The organism is Marinarcus sediminis (SeqCode) (genome assembly GCF_048571275.1).
GTDB classification, from domain to species: Bacteria; Campylobacterota; Campylobacteria; order Campylobacterales; family Arcobacteraceae; genus Marinarcus; species Marinarcus sediminis.
In genome coordinates, this window is sequence record NZ_CP182357.1 from 736408 (window position 1) to 763098 (window position 26691).

Below are 26691 nucleotides of genomic sequence, written 5' to 3' on the forward strand. Positions count from 1 at the left end.
TTACACCGTACCTCGTCTTGAATAACCTATAATCATTTTTATACACCACAAAAAGAACAAGAACAAAAGGATTAAAAATGGTAGAAGGAATCTACAAAAAATTTTATGATGATATTGCTAAAGAGATATCAAAAGAGTATATATTTACAGATAAGTTGCACACCTTAGCTTATGGAACGGATGCCTCATTTTATAGGCTTATACCCAAAATAGTCATTAAAGCACAAAATGCTGGCCATGTACAAAACATCTTGAAACTTGCTACAAAACTTCAATTGCCCGTTACATTCAGAGCAGCAGGGACTTCCCTTTCAGGTCAAGCCATCAGTAACTCCATTTTAGTGGTTACATCCAGAGATTGGAAAGGGTTTACGCTTTCACCTAAAAAAGATTACATCTCCTTAGAACCCTCAATCACAGGAGCCAATGCCAATGCAGTTTTAGCCCCATTTAAGAAAAAAATCGGACCTGATCCTGCAAGCATTGACTCTGCAATGATTGGTGGAATTGCTGCTAATAATGCCTCTGGAATGTGTTGTGGTGTTTCTCAAAACTCTTACAAAACCCTCAAATCGATGCAAATCATATTTTATGATGGAACACTGTTAGATACCGCCGATGAAACAAGTAAAAAGATTTTTAAAATCAAACACAAAGATTTTTTTACCCAATTAGAACAATTTGCTTTAGAGGTTAAAAATAACAAAGAGTTATCTGAAAAAATAGCCAAAAAGTTTAAAATTAAAAATACATGTGGTTACAGTTTAAATGCCCTTATTGATTTTGAAGATACTTTCGATGTATTGCAACACCTCATTATAGGAAGTGAAGGCACACTTGGTTTTATAAAAGAGATTACCTATTACACTGTAGCAGATGATCCCAATAAAGCCAGTGCTTTGGTTTTTTTCAAAGACATGAATGAGGCATGTAATGCCGTTATCAAACTCAAACTCACTGAAGATATTAAAGTGGATGCGGTAGAGTTAATGGATGCAAAAGCGCTCAAATCAGTAGAAAATGAACCTGGTATGCCTTCATATTTAAAAGAGTTTGATGAAAATGTTGCCGCACTGTTAATTGAAACACGTGCGTCTAATAAAAAGAATCTCACTCCTCAAACCAATGCAATCAAAGAGCTGTTAAAAGATTCAAAAGTGGTCAAACCCATCGAATTTACCTCTTTAGAAAAAGAGTACAAACTGTTTTGGAAAATCAGAAAAGGACTCTTCCCCGCAGTAGGAGCAGTAAGAGAAACAGGCACAACGGCTATTATTGAAGATGTCGCTTTTCCTATAGAAGATTTAGCCCAAGGGACGCTTAAACTTCAAGCACTCTTTACCAAACATGGCTACGATAAAGCACTCATTTTTGGTCATGCCTTAGAAGGAAATTTACACTTTGTCTTCACTCAAGATTTTGATACTCAAAAAGAGATTAAACGATATGAAGCGTTAATGAACGATGTCACCAAGCTTGTTGCTGTGGAGTATCAAGGAAGCTTAAAAGCCGAACATGGTACGGGAAGAAATATGGCTCCCTTTGTTGAATTAGAGTGGGGTGCAGATGCGTATGCTCTTATGAAAGAGATTAAAAACCTTTTTGATCCATTGGGTATTTTAAATCCAGGGGTCATCATCAATGACGATGCAGAGGCACACTTAAAAAATCTCAAACCCCTTCCTGCCACCAATCCTTTGGTAGACAAATGTATTGAGTGTGGTTTTTGTGAACCTCTCTGTCCATCAAATGTGATCACTTTTACACCTCGACACCGAATTGTTGCTTCAAGAGAGATCAGTCGCTTGCATGATAAAGGAGAGCTTGTACAAAGCACTATCTTATCTGAACTCTACACGTATGATGGAATGGATACGTGTGCAACCTGCTCTTTATGCTCAACCGTTTGTCCCGTAGGAATTGATACAGGGAATTTAACCAAATATTTAAGAAACAAACAAATCACACCCAAAGAGAATCAACGAGCGGACATCGTTGCCAACCACTTTTCAACGGTTTTAAAAACAATGAGAGTGGGATTAAAAGCAGCCAATATTGCCCATACCATTTTAGGTACTTCTTTACTGCAACGAATCAGTCATAAAATGAGAGATTTCTCAAAAAATAAAATTCCGCTGTGGAGTCCAAGCCTTCCAAAACCTATTCGAATTGAGCCTAACACCTATGAACAAAAAGCTTCAAGTAAAAAAGTGGTCTATTTCAGTTCATGTATTAACAGAACCATGGGACAAGCCAAATATGACAATGAACAAGAGCTGCTTTTTGATGTGACGATGAAATTACTGGGAAAAGCAGGTTTTGAAGTGATTTTTCCACAAAATTTAGAAAATCTTTGTTGTGGAATGCCTTTTGCCTCAAAAGGGTTTAAAACGCAAGGCAATCAAAAAGCAAAAGAGCTCGAAACGGCATTAATTGAGGCCAGTGAAAATGGAGCATACCCTATTCTTTGTGACACCAGCCCTTGTGCAAAAAGAATGATAGAGAGTTTTAAAAGTAAACTGGAGATTTTTGAACCCATTGAATTTGCTTTACAGTTTTTAATCCCAGCATTAAATATTACCAAAACCGATGAACCCATTGTCATTCATACCACATGCAGTTCAAGGAAAATGAACTTACATGAGCGCTTTATCGAATTGGCCAATATCTGTTCAAACGAAGTCATTGTACCTCAAAATGTCAAATGTTGTGGTTTTGCTGGAGACAGAGGCTTTAACTTTCCTGAGTTAAATAAATCTGCGTTAAGAGATTTAAAAGCATCGATTCCCGCAGATGTTAAATGGGCATTTTCAACAAGCAAAACGTGTGAAATTGGATTGAGTAATGAGAGTGGGATTCACTACAATTCTATCTTTTACTTAATCAACAGATGCGCACAATAAAGGCTTTTATTTAAAAACACCTTTTTTATAAACAAGAGTTTTACCATATTTATGCTAGAATAATTGCTTTATAAAAAAGGGTAATAGATGAAAAAACTTTTTATTTCGATTTTAATAACGGCGGGTATTTTAAATGCTGGTCTTGTTGATGGTGTTGCATTAACGGTGAATAATGATGCCATTACTTTGTATGATATTGAAAAAAAATCAGAACAAACAAACGGTGATAAAAACGCAGCAGTGAGTATGCTCATTGATGAACTTCTTTATCAACAAGAACTTAAGAAAAACAATATCAGTGTATCGATGTTTGACGTAAATGATTATTTAGAAAAAGTCGCTGCACAAAATGGCTTAGAACTTTATGCTTTCAAATCAATTATAAAACAAAAATACAATGACTATTCCATCTTTGAAGAAGAGACTAAAAAAAGAATCTTAAGAGAAAAACTCGTACAAAAACTCGTACGTGGAAATATTAAACTTGCAACAGAAGAGGATTTACAACTTTTTTATGACAACAACAAAGCCAATTTTTCAACGGCTTCAAAATTCAAAGTAACTCAATATGCTTCTAAAAACCGTGCTTCTTTAATGCAAATCATTAAAAACCCACTCTTAAATCTTAACGATGTGGTTAAACAAGAGTTAGTGCTTGATCAAAATGCCATCAATGGTGAAGTCAAATATCTGCTCAACAGTACGAGTGAAAAAGCTTATACGCCAATTTTCACCGCCAATAAAAATTATGTAACACTTTTCATTAAGCAAAAAGAGGGTGAAGCAACAGAGAGTTTTGCCAACGCAAAACAAAAAATATTCAATATGATTATGGGTCAAAGAGAACAAAAGTTCTTAAAAGAGTATTTTGAAAAATTAAAGATCACAGCTGATATTAAAGTGATCAGATAAAAGGAATTAAATGTTTGAAGTAATTATAGGTCTTGAGGTACATGTACAATTAAATACAAACAGCAAACTATTTTGTTCATGTGCAACCAGTTTTGGTGAGGAGCCCAATACCAATGTATGTCCAACATGTTTAGGACTTCCAGGAGCCCTTCCCGTTTTAAATAAAGAGGCTGTGCATAAAGCCATTATGCTGGGAACGGCTTTAAAATCAAAAATTAATCAAAAATCTATCTTTAATAGAAAAAACTACTTTTATCCTGATTTACCCAATGGTTACCAAATCTCTCAATTTGAGGTACCCGTTGTTGGCCTTGGAGAGTTGGTCATTGACTTCCCCGATGGAAGACAAAAAACCATTGGTGTAACACGAGCACATTTAGAAAACGATGCAGGGAAAAACATTCATGCAGGTTCTGTTTCTCATGTGGATTTAAACCGAGCAGGAACACCGCTTCTTGAAATCGTATCTGAACCCGATATGAGAAGTTCAGAAGAAGCCCTTTTATACCTTAAAAAGCTGCATTCAATTGTTCGATACTTAGGTATCAGTGATGCCAATATGCAAGAGGGAAGCTTCCGATGTGATGTCAATGTTTCTATTCGACCAAAAGGGGATACCAACCTTTATACAAGATGTGAAATCAAAAACATGAACTCATTTAAGTTCATTGAAAAAGCCATTTCATACGAAGTGAATCGACACATTGAAGCATGGGAAGATGGTGTCCATGCAACAGAGATTGTACAAGAGACACGGTTGTTTGACCCGAACGTAGGGGAGACAAGAAGCATGCGAGGAAAAGAGGACGCAGCCGATTACCGATATTTCCCAGATCCTGACTTAAGACCTTTGATTATCACCGATGAAATGCTTGAAACTTACTCAAAAATTCCAGAACTTCCCGATGAGAAAAAAGAGCGATTTGTGAAAGAGTATGGCTTAAAAGAGTATGACGCCAGTGTCATTACCAGCGTACTTGAAATGGCGCACTTCTTTGAAGAGATGTTAACACAAGGCATCAGCGGTAAAAATGCGGTTACGTGGTTAACCGTTGAACTGCTGGGTCGATTAAAAGAGGGGGTAACCCTTGCCACTTCACCTGTAAATGCCTTAACGTTAGCAACCATTGTTAAAAGAATTGAAGACAATACTATTTCGGGGAAAGCAGCCAAAGAGGTGCTGGATTATTTAATGGAAAACGAAAGTGATGTTGACAGTGTGATTGAAAAACTGGGCTTAAAACAAGTTTCAGATGATGGTGCCTTGTTAGAAATTATTGATGGTATCTTAGCAGCAAATCAAGATAAAGTCGCAGAATACAAAGCAGGAAAAGAGAAACTGCTTGCTTTCTTTGTCGGACAAACCATGAAAGCCAGCAAGGGAAGTGCAAACCCTGCAAAAGTCAACGAACTTTTACTCCAAAGATTGTCATAATGCAAAAAAAATCTATCGCGGTCATTGGAGCAGGGAAATGGGGACAAGCTCTGCATTTTGCCTTAAGTCAAAAACAAGAAGCTTATATCACTTCAAGAACGCCAAGAGAGATTAAAAACTTCACCGATTTGGAAACGGCCTTAGCCTGTGATTATTTGGTCATTGCGATTCCCGCCCAACAAATTAAGAGTTGGCTTCAAGAGAATTTTGTCTTTAAACATCAAAAAATCTTAGTGGCTTCAAAAGGGATTGAAGCTTCAAGTGGTAAATTCCTCAATGAAATTTATGCCGACTTTGTACCAGAACATAACATTGGGTTTATTTCAGGACCTACGTTTGCAGCTGAGGTTATTCAAGGTCTTCCAACGGCATTGGTCATTAATACCAGCAATGAAGCGTTGTATCACGAATTTGCACCTTTTTTCCCACAATTTATTAAAACCTATTTCAGTGAAGATGTCATTGGTGCTGAAATTGCTGGAGCCTATAAAAATGTACTTGCCATTGCTTCAGGTATTTGTGATGGTTTAAAATTGGGAAATAATGCCCGTGCCTCATTGATTGCACGAGGTTTAGTAGAGATGGACCGTTTTGGTGACTATTTTGGTGCAAAAAAAGATACCTTTATTGGACTCAGTGGGGCAGGGGATCTGTTTTTGACTGCCAGCAGTACCATGAGTCGAAACTACCGAGTAGGGCTTGGTTTAGCACAATATAAAAGTTTGGACGAAATTCTTAAAGAGTTAGGAGAGGTTGCAGAAGGGGTTAAAACCAGTGAAGCGATTCATGCCTTATCTGAAAAACACAATATCTATACCCCTATAGCCACCGAAGTCAAACTTATTTTAGAAGGGAAGTGTCCTAAAATCAGTTTAAAAGATTTTTTAAACAATTAAAATGCAAACCATTCCTTATGAAAACCTCACGTATGCCCTTATTCCTTTAGCATTTGTGTGGTACTTTTATGCCAAATGGACGCACAATAAAACAGAAATTGTTGTAGCAACCACAAGAATGGTGATACAGCTTCTGCTCATTGGTTATTTGCTTATCTTTATCTTTGAAAACAAACACATCTATGTGGGTATGGGAATTATTACTTTTATGATTATCATCTCTTCATTTATCACCATGAGAAACAGCAAAGAGAAAACAGCACAAGAGTATTTCATTATATTAAGTTCCATTGCCATTTCTGGACTCGTACACTTAGTTATTATGACACAATTTGTGCTGGATTTGCCTTCTTTATATGAACCACGTTTTGTTATCCCCATTGCAGGAATGATTTTTGCCAATACCATGAACTGTATCTCCATTGCCATTGAACGTTTTTCTAAAGAGTTAGTCCACCAAGAGAGCTTTGAAAATGCCAGAGAAGCTTCATTTAAAGCAGCTTTGATTCCGCAAATCAACTCTTTATTGGCAGTAGGTTTGGTTTCTCTTCCCGGGATGATGACAGGACAAATACTCTCTGGCGTTGATCCCATGATTGCCGTACGTTACCAAATTATGATTATGTCTATGATTTTATCAAATGCGGGCATTGCCATAGTGATATATTTTACACTTAAACAAAAGGTGCTCGCTTACAAAAAGAGTTAAAGCCCTTTTTGTTTATGAATTTCTCCCCATAAATAAAGCTGTTTTAAAATAGGTTTTAATGTTTGCCCATAAGGGGTTAACGAATACTCTACTTTGGGAGGAACTACGGGGAAAACCACACGTAAGACCAAACCATCTTGTTCAAGTTCTCTGAGTTTTTGTATCAACATTTTTTGTGTTGCTCTTGGCATCAGTTTTTGAAGTTCATTAAAACGTTTGGTTTCAGTTTTTAAATACCACAAAATCAAAATTTTCCATTTACCTGCAATCAGTTCAATAGCTGTTTCAACAGGGCATTTGTCAACTGTTTCAAGACTCTTTTCATTCATGAAATACTCCATAGTATCTTTTTAGTAAGTACCTATGTTTTAAGTTAGTACTTGCATTAATGTCATATTTTAGCTAAACTTTCCAAAGAATACAATAAAGTTAATAAGGATATATAATGAGAGCATACCTCGTAGAAAAACATGAAGATAAAACATTCAGTTCAGGCATTCAAGAAATTGATATTCCAACCATAGAAGAGAATGAAGTATTAATTAAAAGTTTATACTCGTCATTGAACTTTAAAGATGCACTGAGTTCAGTAGGAAATCCAGGCGTAACAAGAGTTTTTCCTCATGTCACAGGCATTGATGTTGCAGGTGTTATTGAAGAGAGTAAAAGTGAATTATTTGCTGTAGGAGATGAAGTCTTAGTTACAGGTTATGATTTGGGTATGAATACCAATGGTGGTCACAGCGAATTTGTCAAAGTACCCGCTTCTTGGGTTGTGAAAAAACCCAAAAATATTAGTGCAAAAACAATTATGACCTATGGAACAGCTGGATTAACAGCAGCGTTGAGTGTTAATGAACTGCTTAACAATGGCATTACTCCACAAAGTGGTGAAATACTCGTTACGGGTGCAACAGGTGGAGTAGGTTCCATTGCAGTTTCTATCTTAAGTAAATTGGGATTTAACGTTGTTGCCATTTCAGGAAAAGAAAACAAAATCGAATTCTTAAAATCTTTGGGTGCCAAAGAAGTGATATTAAGAAAAGATTTTGACATTGAAAATAAAAAACCCATGGTAAGTGAACGATTTGCAGGAGTTATTGATACCGTAGGTGGCAATATTTTAGCCGAAGCCTTAAAAGCCATTAAATATGATGGTGTCGCAACGTGTTGTGGACTCACTTCTTCATTTACATTAAACACCAATGTATTCCCATTTATTTTAAGAGGTGTCAGACTCATTGGAATTGATTCTGTTGAATGTAAAATAGAAAAAAAGATTGCCGCATGGGAAAAAGTGGCAAATGAGTTTCATATTGATACACTTGATGAAATTACACATGAAATTTCACTCGATGAGATTGAGGATGCATACAAAGCCCTGTTAGGCGGGAATGCTACTGGTCGATATGTAGTAAAATTATAATAAGAACGTATTCGTTCTTATTATTCAATTTCACAATTCAGATCTTTATTTTTTGAAATGGGGATTTTATGCACTTTAGCATAATCTCTTCCCCAATCGTGAAGTTGTTGTAAAATGGGAATAAGTTTTTCCCCTTCAGCAGTGAGTTTATACTCCACCTTTGGAGGAATCACAGGATATGCAATTCTTTGTACAATCCCTGCTTCTTCAAGTTCACGAAGCTGTTGAGTGAGCATTTTTTGACTGATGGTGGGTATTTGTTTGATGAGTTCACCATTTCTTTTGATGCCATTTTTTAAAGACCAAAGCACGTAAGCTTTCCACTTTCCACCTATAATATCTGTTGCAAGTTGAAAAAAACAGTTGTATTCTTTTAAATTTTCCATATTTTTACCCTATTGGATTTACACAATGATAAGAGAAATAAGATTAATAGTTGATTATATAGGTACATTAAAGTACCTATATAACTTTTAAGTACATACTTGACAAAAATAATCTAATGAGATAACATTACGATTATTAATAACAAATAAAAGACTAAAGGAAATAAAATGGGAAAATATATTGAATTAACATCAGGAAATTTTGATACAACTGTAAGCAAAGGTTTATCATTGGTTGACTTCTGGGCACCTTGGTGCGGACCTTGTCGAATGTTGGCTCCCGTCATCGATGAATTGGCAGAAGATTTTGCAGGAAAAGCAAATATTTGTAAAGTAAATACAGATGAAGAACAAGATTTAGCCGTAAAATATGGTGTTCGATCTATTCCTACAATTTTATTCATGAAAGATGGAGAGATTGTAGATACTATGGTTGGTGCTTCTTCTAAACAAGCATTAACAGAAAAATTAGAAGCATTAGCGTAAGCTCTACAAATTAAAAGATATTCCAAGGGAATATCTTTTGCCCCTCCTCCTCTCTGATTCATCATACCCGACATAATAGCAGTATCTAAACTCAGTAAAATTTAGATAAAATAGGCACATAAATAAAATATTTACGTTCATACATAGGAAAAATAATGCAACAATTTTTAGAAGAATCAAAAAAAATCAGTCGAGAGATTGCAACGCTCAGTGGTGAAGTTAAAAACAGCGTTTTACTACAAATGGCAGATGCCCTTATGGAGCATTGTGATTATATCATTACTCAAAATGACAAAGATATGAAAGCAGGAGAAGAGGATGGTCTGAGCAGTGCACTTATGGACAGACTTCTTTTAACTGGTGATAGAGTGGCTTCTATGGCACAAGCCATCAGAGAAATCGCTGCCCTTAAAGACCCCGTCGGACGAACTTTAGAGGGTTGGGTTACGGAAGATGGTTTAAATATCCAAAAAGTCTCTATTCCTATTGGCGTCATTGGAATTATTTATGAAAGCAGACCCAATGTAACAAGTGACACAGCAGCATTATGCTTTAAAAGTGGCAATGTGTGTGTCTTAAAAGGGGGAAAAGAAGCTGAACATTCCAACAGAGCCATTGCCAATGTCTTAAGAAATGTACTTGCACGAAATTCCCTTCCAGAACAAGCCATAGCACTGCTTCCTTTTTCTAACAGAGAGAGTGTAGCGAAGTTAATTAAACAAGATAAATTGGTCGATTTGATCATTCCAAGAGGAGGGGAATCATTAATTAAATATATTTGTGAAAACTCTTCTGTACCAGTTGTTAAACATGATAAAGGAGTGTGTCACACCTATATTGATAAAAATGCCGATGCACAAATGGCAATTAAAATCGCCATTAACGCAAAATGTCAACGACCAGGCGTATGTAACTCCATGGAAACACTATTGGTGCATAAAGATATTGCAACACTTATGCTTCCTGCTTTGCATGAAGCATTTATACAGCAAGATACACAACTAAAAGGGTGTGAAAAAACACGAAAAATTATTGATATTGAGTGTGCCACCCACGAAGATTATGATACAGAATATTTGGCCAATATTCTCAACATCAAAGTTGTCAAAAATGTTAAAGAAGCGGTAGAACATATTTCAAAACATGGTTCAGGTCATTCAGAAGCCATTATCAGTGAAAACTACTCTGCTGTAAATTACTTTTTGGACCACATTGATGCAGCATGTGTCTATGCCAACGCAAGCACAAGATTCACCGATGGTGGTGCATTTGGATTAGGGGCGGAAGTAGGTATTTCCACCAACAAACTTCATGCTCGAGGACCTATGGGCATCAATGACTTAACAACGTATAAATTTAAAATTTTAGGTAATGGTCAAGTAAGAAAATAAACAACAATAAGAGAACTTTCTCTTATTGTTTTAATCATGAATCACATCAATATTGTGTAAGCTTTGAGGTATTTGAATATCAATTTTAATGCCTTTTTGCTTTTCTCCTTTGTATTTATAATTTACGTTTTTAATGCCGATGCTCCCCATAAAATGTTTTACAATAATTTCATACGTCATATAAAGTCCAATACCCGTACCATTGCTTTGATGTTTTGTAGTGAAATATGGTTCAAAGACATGTTCTAAAATATCTTTAGGAATACCACCGGCATTATCTTTAATGGATAAAAAAATGTTTTTATCTTTTTCATACGCATCAATAAATATATATTTCTTATCAATACTGTTTTTATGAAAAGCCTCTTGAGAGTTATTGAGAATATTGACCAATGATTGCATCAGTTCATTTTCTAATCCCTCAAGCTTTATCTCACTAATATCTCTGATGACCTCAATTTTGTCATCATAGAGTCTGTAGCCAATTAAATCAAGCATTTTCTGAACTGTTTTACCAATATCAAAAATTGTTTTTTCATTTTTTGTATTAAAATAGTTTTTAAAGTTATCAATGGTTGTTGAAAGTCCCAAGGTGTTATCCATAATCACATCCACAAATTCAGCAAACTTTTCATCATTTAACGTGTCAAACTCTTTATTAAGTTTCAAACCACTCGCCGCTGTTGAAATCGTGGAGAGAGGTTGCCGCCATTGATGGGCAATACTCTCAAGCATCTCTCTCATTGCAATCATTTTAGATTGTTGCGATAAAATATGCTCTTTTTCTTTAAGCAATTCTTGTGTCTTTTTCTCTTTAGTAATGTCCAATTTAATGGCCAAATATTCTGTAACTTCTCCCTTTTCATTTAAAATAGGGGTAATAGAGGCTTTCTCAAAAGAGATGCGTCCATCTTTATTTTTATTAATGAATTCACCTTGCCATTGTTGTCCTGACGAAATTGTTTTTTTCAATTCTTCATAAAATGAGTTGGGCTGTTGATAGGACTTAAGCATCGAAGGCGTATTACCTAAGACCTCATTTTTAGTGTATCCCGTAACTTTCTCAAAACTTTTATTGACATATTTTATTTTATACTCTTTATCTGTAATTACAACAATATTATCACTGTTTTGAACCGCTTTTTTAAAGCGTATTAACTCTGTTTTCTTAAGTGTTAAAAGGTGTATATAGTATAAAAAGGCCAGCAGAGCAAAAAAGAGAATTGTCATTAAAAACCACACAACATTTTGCAAGGAATTGATAATATAATTTGAATATGAAGCAAAATTTTCTTCATAAAGATTTAATTTCTCAGCCAATCCAAGGAATAACGATGCTTCTTTAAGTTTATTAAACTCTGAATAATATAAAAGAATAATTTTAGCGTGTGCGATAAAAATTTCTTCAGCTTTATTGCTTGTTTTAAAAGTATTAACATCTTTATTCAAACTATCAAGCTCTATTTCAGGATTATAATCTAATCCGATAATTGAATTGTATATATGCAAAAGTTTTTTGTTGTCTATATCATTATTAAGCTTTTGAATATATCGATAAGAGTTGTTCAGTACAGCACTTTTAGAAACAACTCTATTGACAAGCTCAACTTTCTTCTCCAAATCTTTTTGTATCGTAAAAAAAGATTGTTTCAAAAGAGGCGTGTCGAGTTGTTTAAAGAGTTCATTATTCTCTATTTCATTTACATTCGTGCTGATGGCATAAATATTGTTTTGTATCAAATCAAAGTTATTATAATTGATTTTTGAAGACATGAAAATATCGAAATCTTTATTCAAAGAGACCAAAGTTGCAATCTTCTTATAGAGTAAAAAAAAGTTGTCTATCTTTTTATTGGCATTGAGTGTGTTATACATCAGCATTCCCACAATTAAAAAGAAAAACAGTGAAATTAAAATCGATTTTTTCAATTCATATCCATAATTTTAGGTTGTTCACCCGTAAGTGTTTTTAAAAATGACAAAATTTTCTCAACATTTTCAGCTTTAGGTTTTATGCCCACTTGATACTCCAACATGATTTCAATGGTTTCTTTAAGAGTTGAAATGGTTCCACTGTGCAAATAGGGGGCAGTATGTTCAATATTTCTTAACGTTGGTACTTTATAAAAGTATCTGTCCTCTTCATTTTTTGTCACATTATATCGTCCGAGATATTTGTTCTTTTCATAATGCATAATCTTTAAAATTCCCATTTGCTGAAACAGATTTCCTCCCAGATTCACTCCATTGTGGCAAGAGATACATCCATATGATTTAAAAAGCTCAAACCCCTCTTTTTCATCATCATTTAATGCCGTTTTATCCCCTTTTAAATATTGATCAAATTTAGAATTAGGGGTAATTAATGCTTTCTCAAACTCTACAATAGCATCTAATACGAAATCAAATGTAATTTCACTATTAAATACTGTTTTAAAAGATTTGACATAAGAAGCGTCTTTTTTTAATTTTTGAACAACTTCATTGGAATGAGAATTCATTTCAACAGGATTATGTATGGGTCCCATGGCTTGCTCTTTTAAATCTTTGGCTCTGCCATCCCAAAATTGCACAAAATTGTATCGGGAATTTAAAACAGTCGGAGAATTTACTGACCCTTTCTTGTTATTAACGCCTATAGAAAAACGTTTATTGTCATCTCCACCTTCAGAAATAATGTGACAGTTAGCACAAGAGATTGTATTATCGCTGCTTAATCTTTTCTCAAAAAAGAGCCTTTTCCCAAGCAATGCCTTTGATAAATTGATATCTAATTTATCTTCAATAGGTGAAATTAATTCTGCAAAAAGTGAATGATTAATCAGGATAATTATTAATATTATTTTTTTCATAATGTTATTCTACTATTTTTTTTATTTGTTTTCCTATATAATTAAAGGAAAATTAATAAATAGGATTAATTATGTCAAAAAAGATATATTGTGTCGCTGGTTTTAAAGCCAAAAAAGGCAAAGAAGAAGCTCTTTTTAAAGTGCTTCAAAATCTTGAACCTCAAACTCAAAGAGAAGATGGTTGTATTCAGTATTTGGTCACTAAACACATTTCACACCCCAATGCAACAGGAGACTCACTTCCGATTGTTTTTAATGAAATATGGAGAGATAAAGCTGCTTTTGAACTGCATTGTGCCAAAGAGTATATTACGGATTTCTTTCAAACACATTGTCTCAATAAAGATGGTTTGGTTGAAGAGTATAATGTTTGTGTTTACAGTGATGAATAATGAGAACTTTTTCTGCTCTTAAAAAAAATGTCATCACAACTTCTGTGATCCAAACACCTTTGGGTGATATGTTTGCAGCTTCAAGCCAAAAAGGAATTTGTATGTTAAGTTTTTATCACAAATTCCATATTGATGCCCAACTTAAAAATTTAAAAGAGAAATTTAACGCCGATATTATTCGTGCGGAGAATGACTATTTTGAAACCCTTCAACTGCAACTCAATGAGTATTTTAACGGGCAACGAAAAGAGTTCAAAATTCCTTTACAACTTTTGGGTACTGCTTTTCAGATGCAAGCGTGGAAAGCACTTTTAAACATACCTTATGGGCAAACCATTTCCTATGAGCAACAAGCATCTAACATCAACCATGCCAAAGCATACCGAGCCGTTGCCAACGCCAACAGCCAAAATATGATTGCCATACTTGTACCTTGCCACAGAGTCATCAATAAAAATGGTCAAATGGGAGGATATTCAGGTGGCATTGATAAAAAAGAGTTTTTACTTCACTTAGAAAGGAACAACTAAAAAAGAGCATTACCTCTTTTTTACCACCAAAAAAATATAAACTGCTTTCAAATAAAAAGGAGTTTATATGACTTACAAAACAAAAAGATATTGCGTTTATCTTTTCATCACCCTTTTTTCATTGATTTTACCTTTTATTACAATCAATGAAAACCATATGTTGCTTTTGTCGTTTGATAAAATGCTGTTTCAATTTGCTGGTTTCTCATTTGAGATGCAAGAGCTGTATATCATGCCATTTTTACTGATGATTTTATTCATTGGTATTTTTGTCATGACAACCATAGGGGGACGAATCTGGTGCTCATGGGCCTGTCCTCAAACAATTTTTAGAGTACTGTATCGTGATTTAATTGAATCCAAACTCTTTAAATTACGAAAAATCAGTAACAAACAAAAAGATATTGATTATACAAAATACTCAAATCAAATCAAAAAAGTTTTAGCAACAACCGTTTTTCTACTTTTAGGGCTGATTATCTCGGTTGATTTTATGTGGTATTTTGTGCCACCAGAAGATTTCTTTGCTTACATGCAAAAACCCACTGAACACATTTTTATGATTTTATTTATTTTAAGTACTACGTTGTTTCTTTTTTATACGGTAGTTTTAGCCAAAGAGGACTACTGTGTCTATTTTTGCCCCTATTCAAGAATCCAATCGGTTTTATACGATGACAACACCGTACAAGTCATTTATGATACCAACCGAGGTGGAAACATTTATACCAATGGGGAAAAATCAATCTTTAAAGCCAAAGAGTTTACGGCACAAGAAGAATGCACTACGTGTGAATCGTGTGTAAAAGTGTGTCCTACGCATATTGATATTCGAAAAGGGTTTCAAGTTGAGTGTATTAACTGTTTAGAGTGTGCCGATGCATGTACTGATGTAATGGGAAAACTGGGGAAACCTTCGCTTATTTCGTGGGGAAGCACCAATGCGGTTTTACATAAAACAAAAACCGTGGTTTATTCGGCAAAAAATATCATGTATTTTGTCTCTATTTTTATCTGTATTGCGCTAATGGCACTGTTTGCTTCAGGCAAAGAGAGTATTTTACTCAATGTGAATAAAACCACCAGTTTGTATAAAATCAACAATGAAAAACGTGTAAGAAATAACTATATTTTCACCATTCAAAACCGAGAAAAAGAGACATTGACATACGATATAAAAGTCAATAATCCTAATTTCAGAGTCAAAAACTTCAAAACTTTTAAACTGCAACCCAACCAACGAGTTAAAAAAGTGGTCATTATTGAAAGCACTAAGACCTTAAGTCTGTCCGCCATAAAAGATACCCCTATAGGACTGCAGGTAATTGTTTTTGCCAAAGAGAATCCTGAAAAATTTAATTTGACACAAACCGTCTCATTTATCTATCCACGAGACTCTTTGCTTAAATAGCTTTTTCAAAAAAGAGGGAAAATACCGCTCCCTCTTTTTCGTTTTTGACCTCTATTTTCCCATTTAAACTCTTTTCTAAAATGGTTTTAACCATGCTCAAACCTATGCCTGAACCCTCTTTTTTAGTTGAATAATAGGGTTCAAATATTTTATTTAACTGTTTGATTCCACCTGCATTATCGGCAATACGAACAATCACATCCGAACTGTTTGCATCGACAGTTATGATTATTTTAGGGTATTGAATGGTACTTAATGCCTCTTTTGAATTATTGACAAGGTTGATAATAATTTGTGTTAACTCATTTGAAATACCAAAAATTTTTACCGCTTCGTTCGTTTTAAATTGCAATTCCAACTCAATATTTTTTTGTTGAAGATCAGCTTGAATGATAGTAATTGCTCTGTGAATAGCCTCTTTAACTGAAAAATTCTCTTTATGTTTTGAAGGAGCATAAAACTCTTTAAAGTCATCAATGGTTTTTGACATAAAATGCAACTGGGCATTGGCTTGTTCCACTTTTTTATCAAAATATGTAAGATCTAACGTATGAGTTTCAAAGGCTTTTTTGAGATTAATTAAAATATAGGAAAGATTATTTAAAGGTTGTCGCCATTGGTGTGCAATATTGCCTATCATTTGTCCTGATTGTGCCAATCGGGTTTGATGAAAAAGTTGTTCCAGAAAATCTTCATTCTCTTTGCGTTGTTCTTGATACTTATACGCCACGCTCATGGTAAATAACACCGCTTCAATGGCAAAAGCCACCAATACAATGTCAACATAGCCTTTTTGAATATAGAGCGCTTTAACATCACTGAAATATAAAAACAGACAAAAAACAGACCACCCAAGCACATAGATAAACGTAGGTTTTAATCCTTGTTTATAATTAAATGCCACCGAGATAAAAAGCACAAAATAAATCACCGTATACGGTAAATACTCAAATAATATATAGTGATAAAAAGAGGTTAAAATAATAAAAATCAGCATAAAGGTGTGTATCAACAACTCTGTTTGTGATTGCATTTTAGGGATAAAATCACCATGATAAAAGCCAACAGCAAAGGCAAACGCAAACAACGTTGCAAATGTGAGTGAAATCTCTTCTATTAACGGTACATTAAAAAAGAGTTTACTGTACGCAATGATAAAAATAAAAGAACATATTTGCATGACAGAGTAGGTTAAATAGATGAGTTCTTTGGTATAAATATATCGAATCATCGTATAAAAAATGGTCATGGATACAATACCAAACGTCACACCAAAAGCCAAAAGAGTATTTGCCTCAAACATTAATTTTATACCCAACTTTGGAAAGATTTAAAATGGAATCGGAGGGTAATTTATTTTTTAAATCACGAACAACTGTTTTCAAAGCATCTTTGCTCATGGCTGATTCTTCCCAAACGTGTTGTTCTATCTCTTCATAACTGACATATCGTGTTTTGTTTTTTAATAATAGTTCCAATAACAGCAACTCTTTGGTTCGTAATTTAATCATCTCATCATCAACAAAAAGAGTTTTATTATAAGCATCAAAACAGCTGTTTTCTCTCAACTGGATAATATTGGATACTCCATTTTCTAAACCTTTGCAACACAAAGCTAAGGCACTGTCTAACTCTCTTTGAGAAATGGGTTTAATTAAATACTTAACCAGTTGTAATTCAACGGCTTTTAATAAATAGGCTTTTGTGCTGAATGCCGACAGCACAATAATTTGCGTTTTTTTATCTTTTCGTCGGATACTCTCTACAAACTCTAAACCATTTATTTTAGGCATTTGAATATCAGTAATAATAATATCGGGATGAACAGCTTCATAAAGTTTCATGGCTTCTAATCCATTTTTAGCTTCATAAACGTTTTTAAAACTTTGACGTAAGTACTCCACACCATTCTCTCTGGCAATTTCATCATCTTCTACAAAAAGTATTTTTATATCTTGGGTTTTCATATAACTATTTTATCATAATCTTATTGGTATAATCTGTCACTCATTTACAAACAAAGGTTCAATCAGTGATAAATAAATCAATTTTTAGAGAGTATGACATCCGAGGAATCGTTGGGAAAGAACTCAACGAACAAAGTGTTAAACTCATTGGCTATTACTTAGGGTTAGAGACCATCAAAAGATCGAACATGACTCATCCTGTCATTGTCATTGGATATGATGCCAGAACACACTCTCCTGAACTTTTTGGCTACTTAACTTCAGGATTCAACAAAGCGGGTTGTAAAGTGTTAGGTATGGGCATGGTTGCTACAGGAGTCAACTATTTTGCCTCTTTTCAGCATTTTGGAGCAGACTTACCCAATGCTTCCGTGATGATTACTGGAAGTCACAATCCAAGTGAATACAATGGTTTTAAAATCACCATTGGAAATAACCCTTTCTTTGGGGACGACATTTATACCTTAGGCGATAAAATCATATTAAACACTCAGTTAACCATTGATGACGATGAAACTTATGAAGAAATTGATGTCAAATCTTTATACATTGATTTTATGGTCAAAGAGTTTGCCCACTTAAAAGGGATGAAACCAAAGTTTATTATTGATTGTGGGAATGGTGTTGCGGATACCGTTATTACAACCATTTTAGACCGTTTAGAATTAAACTACGATGCCCTATTTTGTGAACCTGATGGCACCTTTCCCAATCACCATCCCGATCCAAGTGAAGAAAAAAACCTTAAAGATGTCATGGAAGCGTTAAAAGGAGACTACGAATACGCATTTGCTTACGATGGGGATGCGGATAGAATTGCTTTTTTAACCAAAAAGAATAATGTCAAAGGTGACATCATGGCACTTTTATTTGCTACAACCATGACCAATCCTGTCATTATTGGTGAAGTTAAATGTACTCAAATCATGTATGACAAAATCAATGAAACGGGCACAGCTGTCATGTATAAAACAGGGCACAGCAATTTAAAAGTGAAACTCAAAGAACTCAATGCCGATATGGCAGCTGAAGTTTCGGGTCATATTTTTTTCAATGACCGATATTATGGATATGATGATGCTATTTATGCTACCTTCCGACTTTTAGAACTCATTTTTAATGGTATGGATGTGGACAAAGAGATTGCCTCTCTTCCAAAAGTTTACTCAACCGAAGAGATCAAAGTCAAAACCAGTGAAGAGGAAAAGTTTTTACTCATTGATAAAATTAAAGAGAAACTTCAAAATGTACCTGCAGATTTTCCTAAAATTTTAAATATCATTGATGTCGATGGGGTACGAGTGATTTTTGAAAAAGGCTGGGGATTGGTTCGTGCAAGTAATACTACTCCTGTTTTGGTCACACGATTTGAATCTACCATTGAGTCTGAAGCGAAGTTATATGAAACCAAACTGAATGAACTCATCCAAGGTGCACAAAATGAACTTCGTAACCGTTCAAACTAAAACAACTGCGAATTTTGAAGAAAATTTAAAGAATATAAAAAGTATTATTCAAGAAGCACCAAAGAACTCTTTGCTGCTTTTTCCTGAATTGTGTTTAACAGGATACTCATATGAATGCCTTGATGAAGCGGTTCATATGAGTCAAAAAGCCATAAAAAGTTTTATAGAACTCTCAAAAGACAAAACCATTGCACTAACGCTTACAACGAAACAAGATTCAAACTACTTTAATACTTTTCATCTTTTTCATCAAGGAGAGATTCTTCATCAGCAAAACAAAATTGAACTCTTTACACTCAATAAAGAAGAACAATATTTCACGGCAGGCAATAAAAATGCGATGAACCTTTTTGAAGTAGGGAGTTTAAAAATTGGCGTATTGATCTGTTTTGAACTTCGATTTATTGAGTATTGGCAAAAACTCAAAGGTGCCGATGTGATTTTAATTCCAGCGTTATGGGGAGAGAAACGCAAAGAGAACTTTGAAGTATTGAGTCAGGCATTGGCCATTGCCAACCAATGTTTTGTCTTGGCTGTTAACAGTAGCAATGAGGATTGTAATGGTGGATCAAGTATCATCACCCCTTTTGGTAAACGATTTTTAAATGAAAACCAAGAAGTGCTCAGTGTTGAGGTAAATTTAGAAGAGATTCACCAAATGAGAAACCATTTAAATGTGGGAATTTAGTTCATGAAAAGTATACTTTTTGTCTGTTTAGGCAACATTTGTCGCTCACCCTTAGCCAAAGCCATTGCCATAAAGTATGCAGAAGAAAAAGGGTTGGAACTGCTTATTGACAGTGCTGGTACAGGCAATTGGCATGTAGGAGAAGCCCCTTGTGAAAACTCCATAAAAGTAGCACAGCTCCATCAGCTTGATATTTCCCACTATAAAGCCAAACAAGTGCATAAAAATGATTTTAAAACCTATGATATGATTGTGGGTTTAGACAGCAGCAATATCGCTAATTTAAAAGCCATGGGCTGTAAAAATGCCATTAAACTGGGAAATTATGGCTTTGATGGAGAAGATGTCCCTGACCCCTATTTTTTTGACGGATTTGAAGGTTTTGAGACGGTTTTTTCTATGGTTGAAAGCTGCGTTAAAAGACTTATAGATGAATTGGTATAGTTACTGACTCAACTCTTCACAATTGTTGTTCTCATCATCCTCTTCAATAAGAGCTGATTCAATGGCTCTGTCAAGTTTAAGGTGCGCCTTAATTTCATCAATACTGACACCGTTATCTCTTGCTAAAAGCGATAACTTAGCAATTCGTGCAACATGTCCAGGTATTTTTTTATATGTCGTAAAGGTATTCGCTTTAATTCCAATGAGTTCAGCAAACTTTCCTTGAGATGAAAAACCAGCTGTTTTTATTATTTTCTTAAATTCTGTTTTATTCACTTAATACTTCCTAAAATGCAATACCTAATTATAATATCTTAAGCTAAGAAGCATATTAAGAGTATTTTTACACTAGTTTAGTATAGTACAGAATTTGACAATACATGGTTTTTATAGTATAATCGCGGCCAAAAAATTTACAAGGAGCTGAAATTATTTTATGAAAAGATATTTTATAACACTATTGATACTTTTTTTTACCTATGCCAATGGCGAAAATTTTAAATCAGAAGATTTAACTCACGAGGACCTTAGCTTACTCAAACAAATCAAAGAGTATGCACAAAAATATGATCTTGCTTACTCTCTTATGGCTATAGCAGTCAAAGAGTCCTCATTAGGACGATACAAAGTTAATGTTGACAGTTATGATTATGGTCTCTACCAAGCCAACATCAACACCGTTATCAGACGACATCAAGTACGAAATTCAACTTTTAATCGAAACAGAATGGCCATGTTGTTAATCAATGACTTCGAATTTGCTACAAGCAATGCAATTGCAGAACTGATTTATTGGAAAAAGATTTATGGAAACAATTGGAGTAAAATCTGGGCAAGTTACAATGCAGGATTTAACAATGACAGTTCAAAAGCGATAAAATATTCCAAAGATATAGAGAAAATTATTATAGAATTAAAAAAAGTTGATGCATTAAACAGCTAAAAAAAGAGATTCTTTCTCTTTTTTTATCTCTTTTTATTAAGCACTTTGGCTTGTTCAACCCATTTTTCTTCTTGAATTCTGTTTTCTAAACAGAGATATTCACTGATCCATTCACAGTTTTTATCACTCCATTTAGCAATTTGATCATAATGAAAAATACCCAAATGGTTTAACTCTTCTTCGGTCTTAAAATCAATTCCTTCAATCTCTTTTAAGTCATCTTCCCCTGTAGGTCGTGGTTTACTTAAAATAATAGGTTTATTATAAATATTGCCTTGTACTTTGAAATCATGCATATTTTTTATTTGGCTGGGTTTGTTTTGTCTTGAAGATCTACCTATTAGAAATCCAATAAAAAAACCTATAACTGATGCAATTAGCAAACATAAAACAATTTTTGAAGCAATTTCTATCACAATCTATTCCTCTATAATATTAAATTCTACTCTTCTGTTTATCGTTGAGTATCCATCTGGATCATTGGGTACAATCGGTTTCGTTTCCCCATAACCTTTTGCAACCATTCTCTGCGAATCTACACCCATTTCAATCAAAATATTTTTAACACTCTCTGCTCGTTGTTGAGAGACCATTTGATTAAAGTCTTCATCTCCTTTTGCATCGGTGTGTCCTGCAATCTCTATTTTTATATCTTGGTTCTCTTTTAAGACTTTTGCAATTTTTGCAATAACATCTCTGCTTTTGTCCGTAACATTTGAACTCATTCTTTGAAATACAATGGCATTATTTAAAACAGCAGAATTCATCTCTTCTTGAATTTTTACATTATTTTTTGCAACGCCATCAACAGGTTTTGCTGTTGTAATAGGTTTTGCTGTTTGAACAGGAGTTATAACTTCAACTGGTTTGGCAGTGGCAACACTTTTTAGGGCTTCGTTGCTCTCTTTTACTTTAATAGGAACAGCTTTTGGAGGTACGCTGGGCGTCAAACTTTTCTCTTCTATACTATTTTTTGCAATTTCTTGAACAGTGGTAAAAGCTTGCATATTGTCTTGCACAGCTTGTTCTTCACTCTTTTGAGTTTGACTTAATACCGCTTCTTCTTCTGGAATAAGGGCTGACACATCATTATTTAACGTCTCTTCTGGAATAAATTCACGTGTATGTTGATAAACACAAACCACAATAAGAATAATCAGTAAAGTTGTTAATAATTGAATTTTCTTCGTCAGACTCATATCTTTTCTTTTTAATAATTTTTATATTATAACTTAAAAATAATTTATTTATCTTAGAAATAATAATAAATAACACCCAGTATTTGAAACTTCTTCAAATTTTAACCTAAGTTTTACTTTTTATATAATATATAGGTAACATTCTAGTGGTATTGTTCTAATAAATCTCTTATAGAAGAGCCATTCATCTCAGATATTTATAAAATTTTGCGATTTTTTTGCGATTTTTTAATGAAGATATAATAATAGACAATAAAGGTCGTTACAATACGACCTTATGACTTCACTTAAAATACAAGTGAATAAGAAACATATGAACCCAGTGTATAAATGGATATACACAATACATAAAATTTAATCGTGTCGTAAATTTCCATGGTCTGTCCTTTATTGAATGATAAAAAAATTATAGGAGTAAATGATTGCATTTTGATTGCATTTTGAATACATTCAGGTGACAGAGTATCGTTATTTTATCTCTAAAGTAAAATTATAAAATATTTTGAATGATTTTATACTCACCTTCAGGAATATTTTCCACACTAAAGCCCGCAAAATTGAGCCTATGTAGTTGTATGACTCTGTTGCCAACAGCAGCAAACATACGCTTAACTTGATGATATCGTCCTTCACATATTTCCAATTGGACACGAGTAGGAGAGATAACCGTCAGTTTTGCAGGAAGCAGATGTTTAATTTCACCATGAAGCATGAGATTTCCGCTTTCAAAGATTTCAGCTTCATCGCCTCTTAATGGTTGAGCCAGTGTGGCTTCGTACACTTTGATGGCTTCACTTTTGGGAGAAGTGAGTTTATGATTTAAAGCCCCATTATCGGTGATTAAAATGGCACCAGTAGTATCAACATCCAATCGTCCAACGGTAGAAAGCTTAGGATTGCGTCGTTGCCAACGTTCGGGTAAAAGGGAATAAATCAGTACGCCCGCATCGTCGTGTGAACAAATCACATCTTTGGGTTTGTGCATGAGAAGTGTCAGTGTTAGTGCATCAAGAGGTTCGTTATTTATCGTTATGTCTTCGTGATACGCTTTAAGTGCAGGATTAAACACCACGTCATTTTTAACACGTATAGTATACATACGCATGAATTTTTTGGCTTCTTTACGTGAACAATAGCCTAGTGAGGAGAGAAAAGCATCGATACGTTTTGGGGTGTGTTTTTGCATAATTGTCTTTACTTTTTATTTAAGATTTTAGCAAAACTAGTTGTATCTTTTTATTAATTGACATCTATTTGAACTATATCCTACTGTAGGATATTTTTAACAAATACTTTTTATACAGTAAAAAAGTAAGTGATTAAAAACCCAGAAGTGTATATTGCCGTACATAAACTATAAAATTTTACTTGGTCTGCTGATGTTGTCATGGCTGATCCTTTTAGAAAAGTAAACTCAAAAAGCCTACCTTTGTATCTATTTCTAAAAACACTCTTTAGATTACTCATTCTACATTTATTTTTTAAATCTACAAGACTATTTAGAAGTAGGTTTCTTGTTTTATCTAATATTTAGGTGATGAGGACTATGCCTATATTGATTTAGTACTGTAACTATTTGCGCTTGACAAAATGTATCTACTTGGATACAATACATCATGTACTCAATCAAACAGACTGAAACCTTTTTTAAATGGTTAAAGAAACTCAAAGACGTGCAAGGTAAAGTTGCCATACTTAGAAGAATTGAACGTATAAAAGAGGGGAATTTTGGCGATTATAAAATCATTGATAGCAATATCAGTGAATTGAGAATTCCAACAGGTCCTGGATACAGAGTCTATTATACAAAACATAATGAAGAGATTATCATACTGCTTATTGGTGGTGATAAGTCCACACAAAGTGATGATATTGATAAAGCAAAACAAATTTTAAAGGAGATTAACAATGAGTAAATTAACCACATTCGACATCTCTGAATACTTAGACAGTAAAGAGATGATAGCCGAATATTTAACCCAAGTATTACAAGAGGGAAATACCGATGAACTGCTTGTAGCCATTGGAAATATCGCAAAAGCAAAAGGAATGGCACAAATAGCCAACGACACAGGATTAGGACGTGAAAGCCTTTATAAAGCTTTCCAAGAGGGTGCAAAACCCCGATTTGAAACCGTCTTAAAAGTCTTAAACAGTTTCGGAGTAAAGCTTCAAGCGAGTGCTTGAGGCTTTTTTAATAATTCTTTTAATCTTATATTATTACCAAATGCACTAAAATTATATTTAAATAATATGTCTAAAATTGTTTTTGTTTCTTTTTGTTTCTCATTTAAATAAATGTGCTCAAAAAATGCATATTCTTCAATATATTTTTTATACTGAGTAAAAAGTGGATATGCAATACAATTTATAGCTAATAATCTTAAAATTTCATCATCAATTAACGCTCTAATAATATTGGTATAAAATTTTGCATTTATGTCATTTGTTTTCGCATATTCATGGATATACTTTAAAATCTGGTATAGTGTCGTAAAATAGTTTTTTAAAGTTCTATTTGTTTGATTAATTTTACAAAAATTCAACAAAATATCATCAATACATTTTAATTCTTTTCCTGTACAGCCGGTAAAATCACAAGTATAATTAAAAAAATAATCTATTTTTATTTTTTCTTCTACTACTAAATCTAAATATTCATTGTGTTGTCTTAATAATTGAAAAAATGTATTTTCAAACATTTGTATTTTCGTAGCTTGATTTTGTAATCTCAATGATTGACTCTGTTCTTGTTGAGCTATTCTAGATTCTTTTAACTCATCCCGTGTAAATTTTAATTCATCCATTTGTATTTTTATAGTGTAAAGTAATGCCATAAAACTTAAAAATGCTAATATAGGATTTAATGTTCCACCTATAAAATCACCAAACTGTCCAAAATGTTCAGCATCTGCTGTAACTTTATAATCCAAAAATGTTATTCCATAAAATCCAAATACAAACACACTACAAACGAATCCAACTAATCCAAATGATATTAATACCCATGGTAACTTTGTCTTATTCTTCTTTGTTGTATGTGGAAAAACTTGTTTATAAAACATCAAAATCCTTTTTAATAGCTATTTTAGTCAAGGTCAAGGCGGAGGAGTTTTTTAGCGAAGGAGCCTACAAGCTGTAGGTGACTGAGTTAAAAAACTCCTCCAACGCAGAGATTGGGTAAAAGAGCTGTTAAAAATCGTCGAAGTCGATTGAACCCTTAGAATAATTAACAACATTCCCTTCAAAGAAATTCGTTCTTTGGTCATTGAAACTTGCATAACCATCTACCCATGGAATTGGGTGTTTTACGTTGTACATTGGTTTGTATCCTACTGCTTCCAATCGTTTATCGGCTAAATGTTCAATGTATTGTCGGATAATGGCATCGGTAAATCCTAAGATTTGTCCTTGAGTAATGTATGCACCCCATGAGGCTTCCAAATCAACTGCTTTTCTGAACATCGCTTTAACTTCAGTTTCTAACTCTGGAGTAAAGAGTTCTGGTCGCTCTTTTCTTGTAGAGTTAATCATGTTTTGGAACAATAAAAGGTGAGTAACCTCATCTCTTTGAATAAATCGAATCATCTGTGAAGAACCCAACATTTTTCCCGATTTTCCAAGCGCGTACATGGCAGCAAAACCAGCATAAAAGTACAACCCTTCTAAGATTTGGTTAGCAAACATGGCTAAAACAATCTTTCTGTCATCGATGCCTTCTGAAAGATTGTCATAGACATCTGCAATGTACGTATTTTTTTCTCGCAATTTGCTGTCTGTTTTCCACATATTGTAAATTTCATCGGTATTGTCAGAGATGGATTCAACCATTACTGCATACGATTTTGAATGGTTTGCCTCTTCATATGATTGTCGAGAGAGGCACGCATTGATTTCTGGGGCAGTAATATAAGGATTGATATTGTCCATTAAATTGTTGGTTTGTAAACTGTCCATAAAAATAAGTTGAGAGAGCACCAAATCGTACATTCTCTTCTCAGCAGGAGTAAGATACTTATAATCTTTTGCATCACCTGTCATTTGAACTTCTTTAGGGAACCAAGTATTCCCCTCCATTGTGTCCCAAAGGTTCAATGACCATTGGTATTTCATTTTTGTAAAGTTTATCATACCATCTGAGTTTCCGCCAAAAATTCTTCTGTCGTTTAAACTCTCTTTAGAATCAGGGTTATATATAGTTTTTCTTTTCATTATTTTTCCTATTTATTCAAAATCTTATTCTTTACAATTTTTG

Annotated in this window: 29 protein-coding genes; 17 read left to right on the forward strand and 12 right to left on the reverse strand. The window is 33.9% G+C overall.

The window, feature by feature from the left end:
- Positions 1–77 precede the first annotated feature (77 nt).
- From ACNI3C_RS03735 to ACNI3C_RS03755, 5 genes are all read left to right on the forward strand, one after another.
- Positions 78–2903 (forward strand): FAD-binding and (Fe-S)-binding domain-containing protein, encoded by a 2826-nt coding sequence (locus ACNI3C_RS03735; protein ID WP_419770910.1) that lies wholly within the window; start codon positions 78–80, stop codon positions 2901–2903.
- 87 nt (positions 2904–2990) lie between these two features.
- Positions 2991–3815: a peptidylprolyl isomerase gene (locus tag ACNI3C_RS03740; RefSeq protein WP_419770911.1), complete on the forward strand. Its 825-nt coding sequence runs from the start codon at positions 2991–2993 to the stop codon at positions 3813–3815.
- 10 nt (positions 3816–3825) lie between these two features.
- Positions 3826–5250, forward strand: a complete 1425-nt coding sequence (gene gatB, locus ACNI3C_RS03745; RefSeq protein WP_419770912.1) for an Asp-tRNA(Asn)/Glu-tRNA(Gln) amidotransferase subunit GatB — start codon at positions 3826–3828, stop codon at positions 5248–5250.
- Positions 5250–6146, forward strand: coding sequence for an NAD(P)H-dependent glycerol-3-phosphate dehydrogenase (locus tag ACNI3C_RS03750; RefSeq protein WP_419770913.1), 897 nt, complete (start codon positions 5250–5252; stop codon positions 6144–6146). Before gatB ends, ACNI3C_RS03750 begins: the two co-directional genes overlap by 1 nt.
- A gap of 1 nt (position 6147) precedes the next feature.
- The gene (locus ACNI3C_RS03755) at positions 6148–6855 is read left to right on the forward strand and encodes an ABC transporter permease (RefSeq protein ID WP_419770914.1); all 708 of its coding nucleotides are present in this window, start codon (positions 6148–6150) and stop codon (positions 6853–6855) included.
- Here the strand turns inward: ACNI3C_RS03755 and ACNI3C_RS03760 are convergent.
- Positions 6852–7184 carry a winged helix-turn-helix transcriptional regulator gene (locus ACNI3C_RS03760; protein ID WP_419770915.1) on the reverse strand — a complete coding sequence of 111 codons (333 nt, stop codon included), beginning with the start codon at positions 7182–7184 and terminating at the stop codon, positions 6852–6854. The two genes, ACNI3C_RS03755 and ACNI3C_RS03760, sit on opposite strands and share 4 nt — an antisense overlap.
- Before the next feature lie 116 nt (positions 7185–7300).
- Here ACNI3C_RS03760 and ACNI3C_RS03765 point away from each other — a divergent pair, with 116 nt between their 5' ends.
- On the forward strand, positions 7301–8281 hold the full coding sequence (locus ACNI3C_RS03765; protein WP_419770916.1) for a YhdH/YhfP family quinone oxidoreductase: 981 nt from the start codon (positions 7301–7303) through the stop codon (positions 8279–8281).
- A 20-nt stretch (positions 8282–8301) separates the two neighbouring features.
- Here ACNI3C_RS03765 and ACNI3C_RS03770 read toward each other — a convergent pair whose 3' ends face one another.
- Positions 8302–8667: a winged helix-turn-helix transcriptional regulator gene (locus ACNI3C_RS03770; RefSeq protein WP_419770917.1), complete on the reverse strand. Its 366-nt coding sequence runs from the start codon at positions 8665–8667 to the stop codon at positions 8302–8304.
- Between the two features lie 168 nt (positions 8668–8835).
- Here ACNI3C_RS03770 and trxA point away from each other — a divergent pair, with 168 nt between their 5' ends.
- Together trxA and ACNI3C_RS03780 are read left to right on the forward strand one after the other, a co-directional pair.
- Positions 8836–9153, forward strand: a complete 318-nt coding sequence (gene trxA / locus ACNI3C_RS03775; protein WP_419770918.1) for a thioredoxin — start codon at positions 8836–8838, stop codon at positions 9151–9153.
- A 155-nt stretch (positions 9154–9308) separates the two neighbouring features.
- Entirely contained in the window at positions 9309–10544 is a 1236-nt protein-coding gene (locus ACNI3C_RS03780; RefSeq protein WP_419770919.1) for a glutamate-5-semialdehyde dehydrogenase, read from the forward strand.
- A gap of 30 nt (positions 10545–10574) precedes the next feature.
- On the opposite strand, the gene ACNI3C_RS03785 is transcribed toward ACNI3C_RS03780, so the two are convergent.
- Together ACNI3C_RS03785 and ACNI3C_RS03790 are read right to left on the reverse strand one after the other, a co-directional pair.
- Positions 10575–12473, reverse strand: a complete 1899-nt coding sequence (locus ACNI3C_RS03785; RefSeq protein WP_419770920.1) for a PAS domain S-box protein — start codon at positions 12471–12473, stop codon at positions 10575–10577.
- Positions 12470–13396 (reverse strand): cytochrome-c peroxidase, encoded by a 927-nt coding sequence (locus ACNI3C_RS03790; RefSeq protein ID WP_419770921.1) that lies wholly within the window; start codon positions 13394–13396, stop codon positions 12470–12472. Before ACNI3C_RS03790 ends, ACNI3C_RS03785 begins: the two co-directional genes overlap by 4 nt.
- A 71-nt stretch (positions 13397–13467) precedes the next feature.
- Between ACNI3C_RS03790 and ACNI3C_RS03795 the strand changes: the two genes are divergently transcribed.
- The 3 genes from ACNI3C_RS03795 (at position 13468) to ccoG (ending at position 15729) form a co-directional block, all read left to right on the forward strand.
- Positions 13468–13788 (forward strand): putative quinol monooxygenase, encoded by a 321-nt coding sequence (locus ACNI3C_RS03795; RefSeq protein WP_419770922.1) that lies wholly within the window; start codon positions 13468–13470, stop codon positions 13786–13788.
- Positions 13788–14318 carry a methylated-DNA--[protein]-cysteine S-methyltransferase gene (locus ACNI3C_RS03800; protein WP_419770923.1) on the forward strand — a complete coding sequence of 177 codons (531 nt, stop codon included), beginning with the start codon at positions 13788–13790 and terminating at the stop codon, positions 14316–14318. The genes ACNI3C_RS03795 and ACNI3C_RS03800 overlap by 1 nt, the downstream gene beginning before the upstream one ends.
- A 67-nt stretch (positions 14319–14385) precedes the next feature.
- Positions 14386–15729 carry a cytochrome c oxidase accessory protein CcoG gene (gene ccoG / locus ACNI3C_RS03805; RefSeq protein ID WP_419770924.1) on the forward strand — a complete coding sequence of 448 codons (1344 nt, stop codon included), beginning with the start codon at positions 14386–14388 and terminating at the stop codon, positions 15727–15729.
- On the opposite strand, the gene ACNI3C_RS03810 is transcribed toward ccoG, so the two are convergent.
- Together ACNI3C_RS03810 and ACNI3C_RS03815 are read right to left on the reverse strand one after the other, a co-directional pair.
- Positions 15722–17032 (reverse strand): ATP-binding protein, encoded by a 1311-nt coding sequence (locus tag ACNI3C_RS03810; protein ID WP_419770925.1) that lies wholly within the window; start codon positions 17030–17032, stop codon positions 15722–15724. The two genes, ccoG and ACNI3C_RS03810, sit on opposite strands and share 8 nt — an antisense overlap.
- Positions 17025–17696: a response regulator transcription factor gene (locus ACNI3C_RS03815; RefSeq protein WP_419770926.1), complete on the reverse strand. Its 672-nt coding sequence runs from the start codon at positions 17694–17696 to the stop codon at positions 17025–17027. The genes ACNI3C_RS03810 and ACNI3C_RS03815 overlap by 8 nt, the downstream gene beginning before the upstream one ends.
- A gap of 65 nt (positions 17697–17761) precedes the next feature.
- Here ACNI3C_RS03815 and ACNI3C_RS03820 point away from each other — a divergent pair, with 65 nt between their 5' ends.
- From ACNI3C_RS03820 to ACNI3C_RS03830, 3 genes are read left to right on the forward strand one after another with little or no spacing between them, the layout of a single operon-like run.
- Positions 17762–19162, forward strand: coding sequence for a phosphomannomutase/phosphoglucomutase (locus ACNI3C_RS03820; protein ID WP_419770927.1), 1401 nt, complete (start codon positions 17762–17764; stop codon positions 19160–19162).
- Positions 19137–19850, forward strand: coding sequence for a carbon-nitrogen hydrolase family protein (locus tag ACNI3C_RS03825; RefSeq protein ID WP_419770928.1), 714 nt, complete (start codon positions 19137–19139; stop codon positions 19848–19850). The genes ACNI3C_RS03820 and ACNI3C_RS03825 overlap by 26 nt, the downstream gene beginning before the upstream one ends.
- A gap of 3 nt (positions 19851–19853) precedes the next feature.
- A complete protein-coding gene (locus ACNI3C_RS03830; RefSeq protein WP_419770929.1) occupies positions 19854–20294 on the forward strand; it encodes a low molecular weight protein-tyrosine-phosphatase in 441 nt (146 codons plus the stop codon).
- On the opposite strand, the gene ACNI3C_RS03835 is transcribed toward ACNI3C_RS03830, so the two are convergent.
- Positions 20295–20570: a hypothetical protein gene (locus ACNI3C_RS03835; protein ID WP_419770930.1), complete on the reverse strand. Its 276-nt coding sequence runs from the start codon at positions 20568–20570 to the stop codon at positions 20295–20297.
- 160 nt (positions 20571–20730) lie between these two features.
- Here ACNI3C_RS03835 and ACNI3C_RS03840 point away from each other — a divergent pair, with 160 nt between their 5' ends.
- Positions 20731–21237: a transglycosylase SLT domain-containing protein gene (locus ACNI3C_RS03840; protein ID WP_419770931.1), complete on the forward strand. Its 507-nt coding sequence runs from the start codon at positions 20731–20733 to the stop codon at positions 21235–21237.
- 23 nt (positions 21238–21260) lie between these two features.
- Here ACNI3C_RS03840 and ACNI3C_RS03845 read toward each other — a convergent pair whose 3' ends face one another.
- The 3 genes from ACNI3C_RS03845 to ACNI3C_RS03855 form a co-directional block, all read right to left on the reverse strand.
- Entirely contained in the window at positions 21261–21653 is a 393-nt protein-coding gene (locus tag ACNI3C_RS03845) for a helix-hairpin-helix domain-containing protein (RefSeq protein WP_419770932.1), read from the reverse strand.
- A 3-nt stretch (positions 21654–21656) separates the two neighbouring features.
- Entirely contained in the window at positions 21657–22436 is a 780-nt protein-coding gene (locus ACNI3C_RS03850; protein WP_419770933.1) for an OmpA family protein, read from the reverse strand.
- Positions 22437–22926: 490 nt separating this feature from the next.
- A complete protein-coding gene (locus tag ACNI3C_RS03855; RefSeq protein ID WP_419770934.1) occupies positions 22927–23622 on the reverse strand; it encodes a pseudouridine synthase in 696 nt (231 codons plus the stop codon).
- Positions 23623–24052: 430 nt separating this feature from the next.
- Here ACNI3C_RS03855 and ACNI3C_RS03860 point away from each other — a divergent pair, with 430 nt between their 5' ends.
- Together ACNI3C_RS03860 and ACNI3C_RS03865 are read left to right on the forward strand one after the other, a co-directional pair.
- A complete protein-coding gene (locus tag ACNI3C_RS03860; RefSeq protein WP_419770935.1) occupies positions 24053–24352 on the forward strand; it encodes a type II toxin-antitoxin system RelE/ParE family toxin in 300 nt (99 codons plus the stop codon).
- Positions 24345–24623, forward strand: a complete 279-nt coding sequence (locus ACNI3C_RS03865; RefSeq protein ID WP_419770936.1) for an addiction module antidote protein — start codon at positions 24345–24347, stop codon at positions 24621–24623. The genes ACNI3C_RS03860 and ACNI3C_RS03865 overlap by 8 nt, the downstream gene beginning before the upstream one ends.
- Here the strand turns inward: ACNI3C_RS03865 and ACNI3C_RS03870 are convergent.
- Complete coding sequence (locus ACNI3C_RS03870; protein WP_419770937.1) at positions 24608–25501, reverse strand: putative phage abortive infection protein; 894 nt, start codon at positions 25499–25501, stop codon at positions 24608–24610. The two genes, ACNI3C_RS03865 and ACNI3C_RS03870, sit on opposite strands and share 16 nt — an antisense overlap.
- A gap of 127 nt (positions 25502–25628) precedes the next feature.
- A complete protein-coding gene (locus tag ACNI3C_RS03875) occupies positions 25629–26648 on the reverse strand; it encodes a ribonucleotide-diphosphate reductase subunit beta (RefSeq protein WP_419770938.1) in 1020 nt (339 codons plus the stop codon).
- Between the last annotated feature and the right edge of the window lie 43 nt (positions 26649–26691).

What these genes read in the sequence shown, in the direction of transcription:
- ACNI3C_RS03865 (WP_419770936.1), top strand. Translation starts at nt 24,345, where the DNA reads ATGAGTAAATTAACCACATTCGACATCTCTGAATACTTAGACAGTAAA.
- gatB (WP_419770912.1), top strand. Translation starts at nt 3,826, where the DNA reads ATGTTTGAAGTAATTATAGGTCTTGAGGTACATGTACAATTAAATACA.
- ACNI3C_RS03840 (WP_419770931.1), top strand. Translation starts at nt 20,731, where the DNA reads ATGAAAAGATATTTTATAACACTATTGATACTTTTTTTTACCTATGCC.
- ACNI3C_RS03755 (WP_419770914.1), top strand. Translation starts at nt 6,148, where the DNA reads ATGCAAACCATTCCTTATGAAAACCTCACGTATGCCCTTATTCCTTTA.
- ccoG (WP_419770924.1), top strand. Translation starts at nt 14,386, where the DNA reads ATGACTTACAAAACAAAAAGATATTGCGTTTATCTTTTCATCACCCTT.
- ACNI3C_RS03855 (WP_419770934.1), bottom strand. Translation starts at nt 23,622, where the DNA reads ATGCAAAAACACACCCCAAAACGTATCGATGCTTTTCTCTCCTCACTA.
- ACNI3C_RS03740 (WP_419770911.1), top strand. Translation starts at nt 2,991, where the DNA reads ATGAAAAAACTTTTTATTTCGATTTTAATAACGGCGGGTATTTTAAAT.
- trxA (WP_419770918.1), top strand. Translation starts at nt 8,836, where the DNA reads ATGGGAAAATATATTGAATTAACATCAGGAAATTTTGATACAACTGTA.
- ACNI3C_RS03815 (WP_419770926.1), bottom strand. Translation starts at nt 17,696, where the DNA reads ATGAAAACCCAAGATATAAAAATACTTTTTGTAGAAGATGATGAAATT.
- ACNI3C_RS03780 (WP_419770919.1), top strand. Translation starts at nt 9,309, where the DNA reads ATGCAACAATTTTTAGAAGAATCAAAAAAAATCAGTCGAGAGATTGCA.
- ACNI3C_RS03875 (WP_419770938.1), bottom strand. Translation starts at nt 26,648, where the DNA reads ATGAAAAGAAAAACTATATATAACCCTGATTCTAAAGAGAGTTTAAAC.
- ACNI3C_RS03830 (WP_419770929.1), top strand. Translation starts at nt 19,854, where the DNA reads ATGAAAAGTATACTTTTTGTCTGTTTAGGCAACATTTGTCGCTCACCC.
- ACNI3C_RS03765 (WP_419770916.1), top strand. Translation starts at nt 7,301, where the DNA reads ATGAGAGCATACCTCGTAGAAAAACATGAAGATAAAACATTCAGTTCA.
- ACNI3C_RS03825 (WP_419770928.1), top strand. Translation starts at nt 19,137, where the DNA reads ATGAACTTCGTAACCGTTCAAACTAAAACAACTGCGAATTTTGAAGAA.
- ACNI3C_RS03735 (WP_419770910.1), top strand. Translation starts at nt 78, where the DNA reads ATGGTAGAAGGAATCTACAAAAAATTTTATGATGATATTGCTAAAGAG.
- ACNI3C_RS03800 (WP_419770923.1), top strand. Translation starts at nt 13,788, where the DNA reads ATGAGAACTTTTTCTGCTCTTAAAAAAAATGTCATCACAACTTCTGTG.
- ACNI3C_RS03870 (WP_419770937.1), bottom strand. Translation starts at nt 25,501, where the DNA reads ATGTTTTATAAACAAGTTTTTCCACATACAACAAAGAAGAATAAGACA.
- ACNI3C_RS03850 (WP_419770933.1), bottom strand. Translation starts at nt 22,436, where the DNA reads ATGAGTCTGACGAAGAAAATTCAATTATTAACAACTTTACTGATTATT.
- ACNI3C_RS03760 (WP_419770915.1), bottom strand. Translation starts at nt 7,184, where the DNA reads ATGAATGAAAAGAGTCTTGAAACAGTTGACAAATGCCCTGTTGAAACA.
- ACNI3C_RS03860 (WP_419770935.1), top strand. Translation starts at nt 24,053, where the DNA reads ATGTACTCAATCAAACAGACTGAAACCTTTTTTAAATGGTTAAAGAAA.
- ACNI3C_RS03810 (WP_419770925.1), bottom strand. Translation starts at nt 17,032, where the DNA reads ATGTTTGAGGCAAATACTCTTTTGGCTTTTGGTGTGACGTTTGGTATT.
- ACNI3C_RS03795 (WP_419770922.1), top strand. Translation starts at nt 13,468, where the DNA reads ATGTCAAAAAAGATATATTGTGTCGCTGGTTTTAAAGCCAAAAAAGGC.
- ACNI3C_RS03750 (WP_419770913.1), top strand. Translation starts at nt 5,250, where the DNA reads ATGCAAAAAAAATCTATCGCGGTCATTGGAGCAGGGAAATGGGGACAA.
- ACNI3C_RS03770 (WP_419770917.1), bottom strand. Translation starts at nt 8,667, where the DNA reads ATGGAAAATTTAAAAGAATACAACTGTTTTTTTCAACTTGCAACAGAT.
- ACNI3C_RS03790 (WP_419770921.1), bottom strand. Translation starts at nt 13,396, where the DNA reads ATGAAAAAAATAATATTAATAATTATCCTGATTAATCATTCACTTTTT.